This window comes from Ancylobacter sp. TS-1 (assembly GCF_009223885.1).
Classification (GTDB): domain Bacteria; phylum Pseudomonadota; class Alphaproteobacteria; order Rhizobiales; family Xanthobacteraceae; genus Ancylobacter.
This window is the reverse complement of record NZ_CP045144.1, coordinates 3,925,752-3,939,621: the sequence shown is the minus strand read 5'-3', so window position 1 is coordinate 3,939,621 and position 13,870 is coordinate 3,925,752. Positions and strand designations below refer to the sequence as shown.

Sequence of the window (13,870 nt, the reverse complement as noted above, 5' to 3'; positions counted from 1 at the left end):
CGCCCCTCAAAAAACTACCTCAGCACGATCAGCGCGTTGGTCAGGCGAAACGAGGACACACCGACCGTCGCCTCGATCATGTCGATGGCGGCTGCCGGGTCACGCGTGTCGAACACGCCGGTAACGGGGAGAGCCCGCGCACGCGCGCTCAGAATCATGATGCGGCCGCGCTGATAGCGGTTGAGTTCCTCGATCACCTGCCCGAGCGGCGCCCGAAAGAAGACCATCTTTCCGCCACGCCAGGCTGTCGCGACATCCGCCTCGAAGGGCCGCACCGGCCCGAGGCCATCCGGGGTCATGGCGCCTTCCTCACCGGGCGTCAGGCGGAGCGAAACGTCGGAATGGGCAGAGGCGGTAAGACTGACGCTGCCCTGAACCAGGCCGACCTCCGTCACATCGCCGCGCACGCGCACATTGAAGCGCGTGCCGGTGACCCGCACGTCGCCGTCGCCGGTCCGCACCACGAAGGGGCGCTGCGGATCGTGGGCGATCTGGAAGAAGGCCTCGCCGCGGAAAAGCCGGACGCTGCGCTCCCGACCATCGAGGTCGACGGCAATGGCGGTGTCGGTGTTCAGCTCGACCATCGAACCGTCCGCCAGCTCGACCGCCTGTCGCTCGCCGATGGACGCTATGTGGTCCGCGCGCAGATCGTCGAGCCCGCCGCGCCGCACCCACTCCGCGCCCGCCAGCGAGAGGCAGAGCAGCACGCCGGCCACAATGCCGCGCACCAGCCTCCGGCGCGGGGCCGCGCCTTCCACCAATGCCTCGATCGCGGCTTCATCGCGCCGGGCGCCGGGCGCCGGGCCCATGGCCGCCCACAGCCGGTCGGCCTGTTCATAGGCGTCGAAATGGGCCGGGTCGGAGGCGAGCCAGTCCTGAAACGCTTCGTGCGTCTGCGCGTCGGCGTCCGGCTCGCGCAGGCGCGCATGCCACCGGCTCGCCGCGTCAAAGGCGGCATCGCGGGGGATGACGCCGGGTTTCGGCCGTTGAGCAGTCATGAATCAGCAGTCCGAAGTCGAACGGGCGGACGGTAGGTCGCCCACCGATATAGACGAACCCGGAGCGGCCTGTCCCCCGGTCTCAGATCGCGCGCCCGGCCGCACGCAGCACCTCGCGGCATTGCACCATGGCGCGCGCGATGTGCTTCTCGACGGTCTTCTCGGACAGACCGAGGCGGGCGGCGATCTCCTTCATGGTCAGCCCGTGCTCGCGCGACAGCCGGAAGACGGCGCGGCACTTCGGCGGCAGTTCGTCGATGGTGCGACGCAGGAGCGCCAGTTCCTGCACGCCCTGCAACACCTCGTCCTGCAACGGCACCGGACAGGCGACCTCGCAGTCGGAAATGCACCGTCCACAGATGTACCGCTCACGCTTCCGCTCGCGCCGGAGATGGTCGAGCGCCATGTTGGTGGCGCATCGCGCCAGATAGGCCTGCTTGTTCTCGGCATCCGCGAAGGCATTGCCGCGCAGCAAGCCGACGAACAGGTCCTGAACGAGATCTTCCGCCGTCGTCGGGCTGCCCACCAGACGGCGTATCCCGCGCATCAAGCGTTCATGCTCGGTGCGAAACAGGTGGCCAAGGTCGGAGGCGAGAGCCAGCACCGGCAATCCTATGACTCCAGCTGACGGCGCCCGATGCACCGCCCGTCCCCTCTCTACAAAATGTCGTATTACCTAGCAATATCAATGATTTAAATAGATTCTAGAGTAGAGCCTTCCGGACCGCCCGACCCGGTTTCGTGCGGATCGAAAGAACCGGTTTGTCGATTGAATCTACGCGGCTTTCGCCCGATCGGACGGCATCGGCGGTGCACGAGCCTGTTCCTCTTCCAGATGTGGGGAGAATCCGTCGAACGCGGTGACGCCCGATGCACCGCGCAGACTCGCAGCTCGTGCCTGTGTCGCGCACGGGGCGTCCGGCGTCGGGCGTGCAAGGCGCCGGGCGCCTGTCGCACCCGCATGCGCTGCCAGAGCATCCCTGCCGACGATATGAGCCGACAGGAGGCCCTGCGGACGATGGGGCGAGACGGCCCGGAAGCACAGGCGACGCTTCGTCGACGACGACGGGCGCCCCGGTGCCCCGCCTTTCGATGACCATGCTCGCGACGTTCTGTCTGTTTTTTCGGCACGCCCAACCGAGAGGCAAACAAAGCAAGCTTCGTGTCTTGCCGATGTATCCGCCGCGACGCGCCACTCTAACCTTCCCGCTCAGTGTCGGCCGCCCGGTCGCGGTCGTTTCGAGCAGAAGGTGTGTCATGCCGGCCAACCCGTTCCATCTCGCATGGTTTCTCCAGGGCTCCAGCATCCAGGCCTGGAACGAGCCCTGGACGGGGAACATCGCGCAGGAATGGATGACGGCCGACATGTTCATCGACCTCGTGCGGTCGATGGAGCGGGCGTGCTTCGACTACATCCTCATCGAGGATTCCATCTATATCGGCCAGAACTGGCAGAATTCGCGCGACATCTTCCTCAAGGGTGGCATCTGCGTGCCCCGGCAGGAGCCCTCAGTGGTCGCCACGCTGATGGCGGCCTCGACCAAGCGGCTCGGCATCGTGCCGACGCTTTCGACCTTCGCCTATCACCCCTACCTGACCGCCCGCATCGTCTCCTCGCTCGACCAGATATCGAGCGGGCGTGCCGGCTGGAACATGGTGACGGGCTCGTCGGATTTTTCGGCGCAGAATTTCGGCCAGGACGCGCTGCCCCCGCATGACGAGCGCTACCTCATGGCCGAGGAATATATCGACATCGTCAAGGGCCTGTGGGGCTCCTGGGAGCCGGGCGCGATCCTCGACGATCGCGAGAACGGCATCCTTATCGACCCCGAGAAGGTCCACACCATCGACTACAAGGGCAAGTACTACGCCTCGCGCGGCCCGCTGAACTCGGGCCCCTGCCCGCAGGGCCAGCCGGTGATCGCGCAGGCCGGCGGCTCCAAGAGCGGGCGCCGGATCGCCGCCACCCACGCCGACACCATCGTCGCCGCCCCTAACGGCGTCGCCGCGATGAAGCAGTACCGCGACGACATACGCAGCCAGATGGCGGCGATGGGCCGCGATCCCGATAGCTGCAAGGTGCTGTTCCTGCTCTCCCCGGTCGTCGCAGAGACGGAGGAGCAGGCGAAATGGTTCGGCGAGCAGCGCCGCGTGCAGGCCGCCGCCAATCTCGACTCCCGCATGGCCCGCTTCGGCTGGAGCACCAATCTCGACCTGTCCGAGCTCGACCTCGACACGCCGGTGAGCGAGTTGACCCTGACCACCAACGGCCACCAGTCCAGCCTCTCGCAGTTCCTCACCCGCGCCGGCGACAAGCCGCTGCGCCAGGCCATGGTCGACCATGTGAGCGGCGGCTACTGCGTCGATGTCGTCGGTACGCCCGACAGCGTCGCCAGCCAGATGGACGAGATCATGCAGGAGGTGGGCGGCGACGGCTTCCTGCTGGTGCTGCCCGACGTCTCGCGCCGCTCGGTCGCCACCATCATGGACGGGCTGGTCCCGGTATTGCAGCGGCGCGGCCTGACCCGGCGCGCCTACACCCATGAGCAGCTGCGCGACAACCTGCTCGAATTCTGACACCGCACGACTTCCTCGAACCAATGGAACGACGCCGATGACCACCCTCACTCTGCGCCATCGTCTCCGCCGAACCAGTGCCGTCCTCGTCATGCTGACGCTCGGCGCCGGGCTGTCTCCGGCCTCCGCCGAGAAGCTCAAGCTGGGCAATGAGGGGGTTTACCCGCCCTTCTCGATGGTCGATTCCGCCGGCAAGCTCACCGGCATGGAGCCCGAGCTGGCGCGCGAAATGTGCAAGCGCATCGGCGCCGACTGCGAAATCGTAGTCATGGACTTCAAGGCGCTGATCCCGTCCATGCTGCAAGGCAAGTTCGACGGCATCGTCACCCAGATCTCGCCCACGCCCGAGCGCGTCGAGAAGGCGCTCTTCGCCATGCCGATCGTCTATAACCCCGCCACCTTCGTCGTGAAGAAGGGCAGCAACTACACGCTCACCAAGGAAGGCGTCACCGGCAAGGGCCTGCGCATCGCCCTGCAGCGCGGCGCCTCCATGGTGCCCTACATCCACAAGCACTTCGGCAAGGACACCTTCGTCGAGGTCTATTACGACAATCCCGACCAGATGAAGCTCGACCTGCTGGCCGGTCGCCTCGACCTCGTCTTCGACTCCAAGATCAACTGGACGCTGGAGCTGATCGCCAAGCCCGAGGGCAAGGATTACGAGCTGGCCGGCGGCGACCACTGGCTCGGCGACCCCGCGATCCCCGAGGCCGAGCGCGGCTACAGCTGGATCTTCCCCAAGAAGAGCGAAGAGCTGGTCAAGCGCGTCAACGCGGCGCTGGGCGAGATGATCAAGGACTGCACCTACACGAAGATCCGCAAGCAGTATGTGCCGGTGGCCACGCTGAGCAGCGAAGCCGCCTGCGACAAGACCAACTGACGACGACGCATGGGGATAGGCGCGATGACGAACCTCTCGCCCGCTGAAATCGCAGGCTATCTGCGCCAGCTGGGCGAGGGCGCGCTCGTCACGCTGGAGCTGTTCCTCACCAGCTTCGCGGCCGCCTTCGTGCTCGGCGTGCTGATCGGGGTCGTCACCCTGTCGAAGAGCCGGATCATCCGGGCCGCCTGGCGCGTCTACGCCTCCATCTTCATGGGCGTGCCCTCGCTGCTGGTGATCTTCCTCATCTACTACGGCGGCAGCGCGATGCTGTCCGCCGTGCTGGGCGAGCTTGGCGCCGGGGTCGACATCTCGCCCTTCGGCGCCGGCGTCGCCGCCTTCGCCGCCGTCTACGCGGCCTACATCGCCGAACTGGTGCGCGGGGCCATCGACAACCTGCCGAAAGGCCAGTTCGAGGGCGCCCGCGCGCTCGCCATTCCCCCGCTGGTGATGTGGGGCAAGGTCATCCTGCCGCAGGCGATGCGGCTCGCCCTGCCCGGCCTTGTCAATGTGTGGAGCTTCATGCTCAAGGAGACGCCCCTCGTCTCGCTCGCCGGGCTTCAGGACCTCGTCGCCAGCGCCAAGATCGCGGCCGGGGCCACCAAGGAACCCTTCCTGTTCTTCATCGCCACCGCGCTGGTGTTCATCGCCTTCAGCGCCCTGACGCTCAGGCTCGCGACGATGCTGGAGATCCGGCTGGATCGCGGGGTGCGGCGCTCCGACTCCCGCGCCTCGGCGGGGGCGCAGGCATGAGCGCGCTTCCCGTCGATCTCGACCTGGCGTGGCGGAGCCTGCCCGAGCTGCTGGCCGGGCTCCGGGTGACGGTCCTCATCACCGTGCTGCCCCTTATGTTCGGGCTCGCCCTCGCCTTCCCGATCTGCTTCGCCCGCATGTCCGAGCGCCGGTGGCTGGCCCTGCCGGCCGAAATCTTCGTGGTCTTCTTTCGCGGAGCCCCGCTGCTCATCCTGCTCTATGTCGTCTATTACGGCTTCGGGCAGATTGCCCTGCTGCGCGAGGGGCCGCTCTGGCTGCTGTTCGGCTCGCCCTTCGGCTGCGTCATCGTCGCGCTGACGCTGAACCATGCCGCCTATATGACCGAGGTGCTGCGCGGCAGCCTGCTGGCCGTGCCGTCCGGCATCGTCGAGGCCAGCGAGGCGCTCGGCATCAGCCGCCGGCATATCTTCATCTGGGTGAAGATGCCGCTGGCCATCCGCTACGGGCTGAAGGCCTACCAGAACGAGGTGGTGAGCTTCGTGAAGGGCACGGCCATCGTCTCCGTCGTGACCATCACCGACCTCACCGCCGTCGCCAACGGCATCTTCGAGCAGACCTACGATCCCTTCACGCCGATCCTGTGCGCGGCGGCGCTCTACTGGGCGTTCATCAACCTGCTGCGCATCGGCTTCGAACTCTGGGGCCGCTGGCTCGCCCGCCACCAGCGCGAGGAGGAATCGCCCCTAGCCGCCGAGGCGCCGGGCCGCTTCGGCCTGCGCCGTCTCTCACGCCTCGCAAAGGCCATGCTGTGAAACCGTCCGCCGAAACGCCCGGCCCCCTGCCCGCGCCGGAAGCGGACGAGCCGGCCATCGGCCTTTACGGCGTGGTTAAGCTCTATGGCCGCCACCGCGCCCTCGACGGCGTCGACCTCGAGGTGCGGCGCGGTGAGAAGATCGTGATCTGCGGGCCCTCGGGCTCGGGCAAGTCGACGCTGATCCGCTGCATCAACGCGCTGGAACGTCGCGATGGCGGCCGCATAAGGGTGAACGGCATCGACCTCACCGCCGAGGAAGGCACCGTGCAGGACATCCGGCAGGAGGTCGGCATGGTGTTCCAGCACTTCAACCTGTTTCCGCACCTGACCGCGCTGGAAAACTGCATGCTCGCCCCGCGCCTCAATCGCGGGCTGGGCAAGGAGCAGGCGGAGCGGCTCGCCATGCGGCATCTGGAGCGGGTGCATCTGGCCGACCACGCCGGGAAGTACCCCGCGCGCCTGTCGGGCGGGCAGCAGCAGCGCGTCGCCATCGCCCGCGCGCTGTGCATGGAGCCGCGCATCCTGCTGTTCGACGAGCCGACCTCGGCGCTCGATCCGGAGATGGTCAACGAGGTGCTGGGGGTGATCGAGGAACTGGCCGCGACCGGCGTCACCATGGTCTGCGTCACCCATGAGATGGGCTTCGCGCGCCGCGTCGCCGATCGCTGCGTGTTCATGGACCGGGGCGCGATCGTCGAGCAGGGCCCGGCGCAGGAGTTCTTCGCCAACCCGCGCAGCGAGCGGCTGCGCGGCTTCCTCGCGCAGATCCTGCGCTGACCGGAACCCCGCGGCTCAGCCCTCCGCGAGCCCGGCAATCGTCTTGCCGCGGAAGAACACCAGCGGCTCGCCGCTCCCCGCCGCGCGCGCCCCGACCACCGTCCCGATGACGATGGAGATGCTGCCGCGCTCGACCACCTGATCGACCGCGCAGTCGAACACGCCGAGCGCACCGAGGAACACCGGCGCGCCGGTGGCCAGCGCGCCCCATTCGCCCGCGACGAAGCGGTCCGCACCGGACAGCCCCGTCCTGCCGGAGAAGGCGTCGGCGACATGGGCCGCGCCGGCGGGGAGGAAGTTCACCGCGAAATGGCGCCGGGCGAGAATGGCGCCGAGCGCGCTCGTCTTCGCGTCCACCGACACCAGCAGCGTCGGCGGATCGGCCGCGACATGGGCCGCCGACAGGCCGAGGAAGCCGGCCGGGCCGTCCTCGCCCTGCGCGGTGACGACGGTCATTCCCGTGGCCCTCTCGCTGAGAACGCGCCAGAAGGTCTTCGCGTCGACGGGACTTTGAGCCTCCAGGGCCGTCATGATGGTCCTCCTCCAGATCGCAGGGTCGGCACGTGTCAGGTCAGATGGTGGAAACGCCGGCCGAAATAGACCAACCCCTCGCTGCTGCCGCCTTCATGGAGGCCCAGCACCTCGCAGAACATCACGTCATGGGTCCCGACCGTCGCCATCCGCGTGACCCGGCAGTCGAAGGCGACGGTCGCCTCCGCGAGGACCGGCGCGCCGGTGACGAGTTCCATCCACGGGGCGCCGTCGAAGCGCTCGCCCATGGTCTTGACGCCGCCGGCAAACGCCATGGACAGCGCCTCGTGATGCGGCCCGGCCAGCGTGTTGACGCACAGCACGCGGCTGGTGGCGATGGCCTTGTGCGACTGGTTGGAGCGATTGACGCAAACCAGCAGGGTCGGCGGGCTGTCGGTCACCGAGCACACGGCCGAGGCGGTGAAGCCGCACCGGCCGTCCTCGCCGATGCTGGTGATGATGTTCACCGCCGCCGGCAGCTTGGCCATGCCGGCGCGGTAGATGTCTCGGCTGACGGCGTCTTCCGCGCCGCCCGGTGCGGTTACGCTCATCGGTCCTCCAGCGTTGCGGGGAAGCTCACGGTCCACAGCCTCAGAATTCGCGCAGCGTCTGCCGCAGCGTCGCGCCGGGGGTGTAGCGGGTGCGGGCGAGCCCGCGCCGCTGCAGCGCCGGCACCAGCCCCTCGCAGATCTCGTTGATGTACTGGCGGCTGATATTGGTGGTGAACGGCCGGGTGATCAGGAAGCCGTCGCCACCGACCTCGGCCATGACCTCGCCCATGCGCTCGGCGACCTGATCGGGCGTGCCGACGAGACCGTCGAGGCCGCGCGAGAGCTGGTCGGCGCAGAGCTGGCGCAGCGTCTTGCCCGACCCCGACTGCTGGAACGCATCGAGCGAACCCTGCTCGCCATTGGTGGTGAGGTGGGGCAGCGGCGCGTCGAGATCGAAGGTCGAGAAATCGATGTCGGTTATCGCGGCGACCAGCGCCAGCGTCTTCTCGTAATAGTCCGGCGCCTCGATGATCCGCGCTGCCTTGGCCTTCGCCTCCGCCTCGGTCTCGCCGAGAATGGGGGCGACCACGAAGAGCACCTTGATGTCGTCGGGGTTGCGCCCTCCCGCCTCGGCGCGGGCGCGCACATCGTCGCGATAGGCTTTCAGCCCGGCGACGCCCATCGAGGGCGCGATGATGCTGTCCGCCGTCATGGCGGCGAACTCGCGCCCGCGCGGCGAGCCGCCCGCCTGCACGAAGGCCGGCCGCCCCTGCGGAGAGGGGGCGCAGTTCAGCGGGCCACGGCTGCTGTAATAGGTGCCCTTGAAGTTGATGGGCTTGATCCTGGTGTGGTCGGCATAGGTGCCGGTGGCGGGATCGCGGACCACGGCCCCGGGCTCCCAGCTCGCCCAGAGCTGCTTGACCAGCTCGACATATTCGTCGGCCATGTCGTAGCGGAGCTGGCGCGGCGGCAGCTTCTCCATGCCGAAATTCTGCGCCGCGAGATCCTCGCCGGTGGTCACGATGTTCCAGCCGAAGCGGCCACGGCAGATATTGTCCAGCGTGGAGCACAGCCGGGCCAGCATGAAGGGCGGATAGGCCATGGTGGAGAAGGTGGCGACCACGCCCAGATGCGACGTGTTCGCCCCGATGAGCGCCGCCAGCGGCGAAGGGTCCGCCTTGGGGCCCATGATGTTGTGCTTGAGGTACATCTCGGTGTTGCCGCCATAGGCTTCCGAGATCATCAGCGTGTCCTCCAGCATGATGTAGTCGAAGCAGGCGCGCTCCATCGCCTTCGCCATGTCGATGTAGAAGCCGCCATCCCACGGATCGCCACCGCCGCCGGTGAAGGGCCGGGTCCATTCATCGACCGCAAAATTGGTGAACCATCCGAGATGGAACGGTTTTGCGCTCATGAAAGTCCCCTTGGGCCGACGGCGGAATGCCTTGAAACCTATGCTCGCGCCCTCCCACGCCGCCATCGCCAAAACCCCAAGCGATGTTCTGGTGGGCGCGGCCTCCGCATTGGGCAATCCTGTCGCGAACGACTAATGGATAGGCACTATTCCCTAGGTGATTAAACGATAGACATCTCCGATCCCTCGAAGCGTCAAGGACTTGGGATGGATCCTGGTGCGGCGCACAATTTGCTACGACGCCTGTCGAGGGGGCGCGCGTGCAATCGACGTCAGAAAGGGCCGGCCATGTCGAACCTCAGCCAGATCTACGATGTGGACCTGAAGCTGCTGCGTTATTTCTGCACGATCGTCGAGGAGCGCAGCTTCACCGCCGCGCAGGCGGCGCTCAATCTCTCGCAGTCCACCCTGAGCGAGAGTCTCAAGACGCTGGAAATTCGCCTCGGCACGCGGCTGTGCCGGCGCGGGCCGAAGGGCTTCAAGCTGTTCCGCGAGGGCGAGGAGGTCTACCGGGCCGCCAAGGAACTGTTCGCCTCGATCGAGGCGTTCAAGCAGAAGGCGTCGAACGTCAACCAGAGCGTCGCCTACGAACTCTGCGTCGGCATTCAGGACGGCATCGTCGAGAACCCCTCGGCGCGCATTCACGAGGCGATCCGCCGCTTCTCGCAATACTACCCCAATGTGCGGTTCCGCATGGAGGTCATGCTGGGTTTCCAGCTCACGGGCCGGGTCGCGGACGGCATGGTGCATGTCGGCATCGGCCTGGTGAACGAGCAGTACCCCCAGCTCATCTACCAGCATCTGTTCGACGAGCAGGGCTATATGTGCTGCGGCGACAGGCACCCCCTGTTCACCGTTCCGGATGACGAACTGACCATGGCGGACATCGAGGCCGCCTCCTACTGCAACCGCGGCCATCTCGAATATTACCATCCCGAACGCACGCGCTCGGGCACCTTCTCCGGCGACATCGGGCTCGGGATTCAGTCGCAGCTCGCCCTGATCCTTTCAGGCCGGAACATCGGCTACGTGCTGGACCATACGGCGGAGCCGCTGTTCGCGGCCGGCGCTCTGCGAGCGCTGCGCCCGGACCTCATGCGCATCGTCAACCCGATCACCGCCATGGTCGGCCCCGGCGCGGCGGACTTCAGGCTGGCCCGCCGTTTTGTCGACTGCCTGATCGACGTTCACATGGAACTGGGCGAAAGCCGGCTGCTGCCGCGCCCGGATTTCGCCACGAGCTGCGGCATGCTGGTCGAGCACAACGGAGTGTGCAACGTGCTGGCCGCCGTGAAGGCAGGCGGGGCAAGGGCCGTGAAAAGCACCCACGATGGAACCATGACGGCGGCGTAAGGCAGCATCCCGCCCTTTCGTCGTTGGGCTTGCCGTCTACGCCGCGCGCCTGAACGAGCGCCCGATCGGCGCCAAAGCACGGCTCGAACGCCTGCGCGGCGGCCCGTTCCTCATCCCGTCTTGCCGCCGTGCCGCATCTCGCGGAGGAAGGACGTCACCAGCATCAGCACGGCGAGCGCCAGCAGTACCGCGCTGACCGGATCGCGCACGAAGATGGAGAGGTCGCCGCCGCCCATCATCAGCGAGCGCCGGTAATTGGACTCGATCATCGGCCCCAGCACCGCGCCGAGCACCATCGGCAGCAGCGGGAAGCCGAGCGTGCGCAGGGTGAAGCCGAGCATGCCGATTCCCAGCACCAGCCCGAGGTCGAAGGTGCTGTTGTTCACCGAATAGACGCCGGACATGATGAGGATGAAGATGCCGCCCTGCAGAAAGGGCTTGGGCTGGTTCACCAGCCAGATGATCGGCGACAGCAGGACCACACCCAGCGCCAGCATCGCGAAATTGGCGATGAACAGGCCGCCGAACAGCCCGTAGACGACTTCCGGGTGACGGGCGAACAGCAGCGGCCCCGGCTGGAGGCCGTGGATCAGCAGCGCGCCCAGCAGCACGGCGGTCGAGTTGGAGCCGGGAATACCGAAGCTCAGCGTCGGGATCAGCGCCGTCGAGGCGACGACGTTGTTGGCGGTCTCCGGGGCGATCACGCCCTCTTCCGAGCCGTGGCCGAACTTCTCCGGCTCCTTCGACCAGCGCTTGGCCTCGTTATAGGACATGAAGGAGGCAACAGAGCCGCCCCCTCCCGGCATCAAACCTTCGATCAGGCCCAGCACCCAGGCGATGACCTGCGGCACGCGCAGGCGCCACAGCGTCTTGAGGCTCGGCAGCACGAGGCGGGTCGAGCGGCGCGCCTCGGGATTGGTCGCCATGTCCGGCTGCCCGGCCTGGATCATCTGCTCGCTCAGGGCGAACAGGCCCATCATGATCAGAATGATGCTGATGCCTTCCAGAAGGTCGGCCTGCCCGTAGATGAAGCGGCCGACGCCGGAGATCGGATCGGTGCCGATGGTCGCGAGCATCAGGCCGAGAATGCCGGCGATCACGCCCTTGACCATGGCGCCGGACGATACCGACGCCACCACGCTGATGCCGAGAATGCCGAGCGCGGCATAGGCGGGCGGGGTGAACAGCAGCGCCAGCTGGGCCACCGTCTCGGTCGCGGTCGCGAGCACGACGAGGCCGACAAGCCCGCCAATGGTGCCGCCGACCAGCGACAGACCGAGCGCCTCGCCGCTGCGCCCCTGCCGGTGCATCTCGTAGCCGTCGAACACCGTGGCGGCCGCCGAACCGGAAGCCGGCGTGCGGATCAGGATCGCCGGGATCGAGCCGCCATATTCGGCGCCGACATAGACCGAGGCCAGCAGCACCATCGCCGTCGAGGGGTTGAGATCGAAGGTGAAGGGCAGCAGCAGCGCCATGGCGATCGAGGTGCTGATGCCCGGCAGCGAGCCCCCGAGCATACCCCACAGGCACCCCGCAAAGGCGGCGACGATGATGGATGGGGAAGCCATCGCTTCCACCATGTAGAGGAAATTCTGCATGCTTCACTCCGAAGCGCGTCTGTCGGCGGACTTCTCAGCGCGCGAGAAGGTCCATCCAGATGCCGGAAGGCACCGGCACGCCGAGCAGCGTGTGGAACAGAAGGAAGAAGATGGCGGCGCCGATGAGTGCAAAGGCCAGCAGCCGCAGCGAGGGCCGCCGCCCGTAATACATCCCGATCGTCAGCAGAACGGCCGCCACCGCGACTGGATAGCCAAGCCACGGCAGCGCCAGCACGAAGCCGGCGGCGATGCTCCAGAAGCCGAGCGCCCGCAGGAACTCCGTGCGGCTGGGAAGGTCATCGCGCTCCTGCTGCCGCTTCTCGGGCTGCGCCAAAAGCGACTGGACGATCAGCAGGCACGACATCACCGCGAGCGCGCCGCCGAGCAGCTTGGGCAGCCCGTCCGAGCCGACGGAGCCGCCCAGCGAGCTGCGGGGAAGGGCGTCGGCCTGTGTCCAGTAAACAATCGAGAAGGCGAGGAGGACGAGACCCGTCCACAGCCCGACGCCCGAATTAGCCAGCCGGCTTCGCATGGTTCGGCTCCTCTTGCTGCCCGCTCAGGGGTGCACTGTCTCGGTGAACCATTCGCCAGGCAATGCGTGCCCGGCCCCGGCGGCGAGCGCCTTGGCGTAGAGCACGGCGCCGGTGGCCGCGAACTGGTAGCCGACCCCGTGATAGTTGAGGAAACAGGTGATCTCGTCCGGGCTGGCGCGGCCCGGCACCTTGCCGGCGACGAGTTCGGCCAGCGAGGGCGAGCGCGTCAGTGCCAGCAGTTCGGGATCGCCGACGATCTCCTTGGTGCCCTCCCGGTACTCGACGCCGCGGGCGATCACGAGATGATCGCTGCCCATATTGTCCGGGTCGTGAATGATCACGCGGTCGACCGCCTTGAGCACCTCGGGCGGCAGCTCGCGGTCACGGATCGAGCCGACATGCATGCCGGGCTCCAGCCATTCGCGGCGCAGCACCGGCTGGAGGCTGTTGGTCGCGCACAGCACGATATCGGCGCCGGCAACGGCGGCTTCCGCCGTCTGTGCCGGCACGACGCGGATGCCCAGAAGCGCCGTCATCTCCTGCGCGAAACGGGCGCGGCTTTCGGGATTGGGGCTGAAGCAGCGGATTTCCTCGATGGGACGGGCGGCGGCAACCGCCATCGCCTGCGCCCCGGCCTGCCAGCCGGTACCGATGATGGCGGCGATGCGCGCATCCTCCCGCGCCATGTGGCGCACGGCCAGCCCGCTCGCGCCACCGACCCGGAAGCGCTGGACCACGCCGTCGGGGAAGATCGCCAGCGGCTCGCCGGTCTCGGTGCTGAAGAGCAGGACCAGCCCGACCCAGCGATTGCCCGGCGCGGCGGGGACCTTCACCTTGCGCCGGCGACCGTCGGTTTCGGGAAAGGTGAGAATGTCGGAGTTCAGCCGGAGCGAGCCGACCTTCAGGCTCGGCACGACGCCGCCGACCAGCTTCAGGCAGTACACCGCATCCTCGCGCGCCGTACGCGTCAGCATGTCGGACCGGCGCCCATTCAGCGCGGTGCCTTCGGCCGCGTCGCGATAGGCGGTCGCGAGCGCGTCCATGCACTCGCCCATCGACAGAAGACGCTCCGCGTCCTCGTTGGACAGAACCAGCAAACCACTTCCTCCCAGCGGTGAACGCCATCGGCGCTCCCATCGCGTCTCTTGCACGACTGTTCTATCTTATATAAGACATGAGTGACGACACAA

The 13,870-nt window shown here is 67.3% G+C and carries 14 protein-coding genes; 6 read left to right on the top strand and 8 right to left on the bottom strand.

The window, feature by feature from the left end; genetic code table 11:
• Positions 1-14: 14 nt before the first annotated feature.
• Positions 15-998: a FecR family protein gene (locus tag GBB76_RS18510; protein ID WP_152304673.1), complete on the bottom strand. Its 984-nt coding sequence runs from the start codon at positions 996-998 to the stop codon at positions 15-17.
• 82 nt (positions 999-1,080) lie between these two features.
• The gene (locus GBB76_RS18505) at positions 1,081-1,602 is read right to left on the bottom strand and encodes a sigma-70 family RNA polymerase sigma factor (RefSeq protein ID WP_246668977.1); all 522 of its coding nucleotides are present in this window, start codon (positions 1,600-1,602) and stop codon (positions 1,081-1,083) included.
• A gap of 653 nt (positions 1,603-2,255) precedes the next feature.
• Here GBB76_RS18505 and GBB76_RS18500 point away from each other — a divergent pair.
• Genes GBB76_RS18500 through GBB76_RS18480 form a run of 5 tightly spaced genes read left to right on the top strand, consistent with a single transcriptional unit; the run spans position 2,256 to position 6,760 of the window.
• On the top strand, positions 2,256-3,575 hold the full coding sequence (locus GBB76_RS18500; protein ID WP_152304671.1) for an NtaA/DmoA family FMN-dependent monooxygenase: 1,320 nt from the start codon (positions 2,256-2,258) through the stop codon (positions 3,573-3,575).
• A gap of 37 nt (positions 3,576-3,612) precedes the next feature.
• A complete protein-coding gene (locus GBB76_RS18495; protein ID WP_246668976.1) occupies positions 3,613-4,455 on the top strand; it encodes a transporter substrate-binding domain-containing protein in 843 nt (280 codons plus the stop codon).
• A 24-nt stretch (positions 4,456-4,479) separates the two neighbouring features.
• Positions 4,480-5,208, top strand: coding sequence for an ABC transporter permease subunit (locus GBB76_RS18490; protein ID WP_152304670.1), 729 nt, complete (start codon positions 4,480-4,482; stop codon positions 5,206-5,208).
• Entirely contained in the window at positions 5,205-5,981 is a 777-nt protein-coding gene (locus GBB76_RS18485; RefSeq protein WP_152304669.1) for an ABC transporter permease, read from the top strand. The genes GBB76_RS18490 and GBB76_RS18485 overlap by 4 nt, the downstream gene beginning before the upstream one ends.
• A complete protein-coding gene (locus tag GBB76_RS18480) occupies positions 5,978-6,760 on the top strand; it encodes an amino acid ABC transporter ATP-binding protein (RefSeq protein WP_305765048.1) in 783 nt (260 codons plus the stop codon). Before GBB76_RS18485 ends, GBB76_RS18480 begins: the two co-directional genes overlap by 4 nt.
• Before the next feature lie 15 nt (positions 6,761-6,775).
• Here the strand turns inward: GBB76_RS18480 and GBB76_RS18475 are convergent, their stop codons facing one another.
• Genes GBB76_RS18475 through GBB76_RS18465 form a run of 3 tightly spaced genes read right to left on the bottom strand, consistent with a single transcriptional unit; the run spans position 6,776 to position 9,196 of the window.
• Entirely contained in the window at positions 6,776-7,291 is a 516-nt protein-coding gene (locus tag GBB76_RS18475; RefSeq protein ID WP_152304668.1) for a flavin reductase family protein, read from the bottom strand.
• 35 nt (positions 7,292-7,326) lie between these two features.
• Positions 7,327-7,842, bottom strand: a complete 516-nt coding sequence (locus GBB76_RS18470) for a flavin reductase (RefSeq protein WP_152304667.1) — start codon at positions 7,840-7,842, stop codon at positions 7,327-7,329.
• A gap of 40 nt (positions 7,843-7,882) precedes the next feature.
• Positions 7,883-9,196 (bottom strand): NtaA/DmoA family FMN-dependent monooxygenase, encoded by a 1,314-nt coding sequence (locus tag GBB76_RS18465; protein WP_152304666.1) that lies wholly within the window; start codon positions 9,194-9,196, stop codon positions 7,883-7,885.
• 288 nt (positions 9,197-9,484) lie between these two features.
• Here GBB76_RS18465 and GBB76_RS18460 point away from each other — a divergent pair, with 288 nt between their 5' ends.
• A complete protein-coding gene (locus GBB76_RS18460; protein WP_152304665.1) occupies positions 9,485-10,549 on the top strand; it encodes a LysR family transcriptional regulator in 1,065 nt (354 codons plus the stop codon).
• A gap of 110 nt (positions 10,550-10,659) precedes the next feature.
• Here the strand turns inward: GBB76_RS18460 and GBB76_RS18455 are convergent, their stop codons facing one another.
• Genes GBB76_RS18455 through GBB76_RS18445 form a run of 3 tightly spaced genes read right to left on the bottom strand, consistent with a single transcriptional unit; the run spans position 10,660 to position 13,777 of the window.
• Complete coding sequence (locus GBB76_RS18455) at positions 10,660-12,147, bottom strand: tripartite tricarboxylate transporter permease (RefSeq protein ID WP_152304664.1); 1,488 nt, start codon at positions 12,145-12,147, stop codon at positions 10,660-10,662.
• A 34-nt stretch (positions 12,148-12,181) separates the two neighbouring features.
• A complete protein-coding gene (locus GBB76_RS18450) occupies positions 12,182-12,679 on the bottom strand; it encodes a tripartite tricarboxylate transporter TctB family protein (protein ID WP_152304663.1) in 498 nt (165 codons plus the stop codon).
• A gap of 24 nt (positions 12,680-12,703) precedes the next feature.
• Positions 12,704-13,777, bottom strand: a complete 1,074-nt coding sequence (locus tag GBB76_RS18445; RefSeq protein ID WP_202911130.1) for an ornithine cyclodeaminase family protein — start codon at positions 13,775-13,777, stop codon at positions 12,704-12,706.
• Between the last annotated feature and the right edge of the window lie 93 nt (positions 13,778-13,870).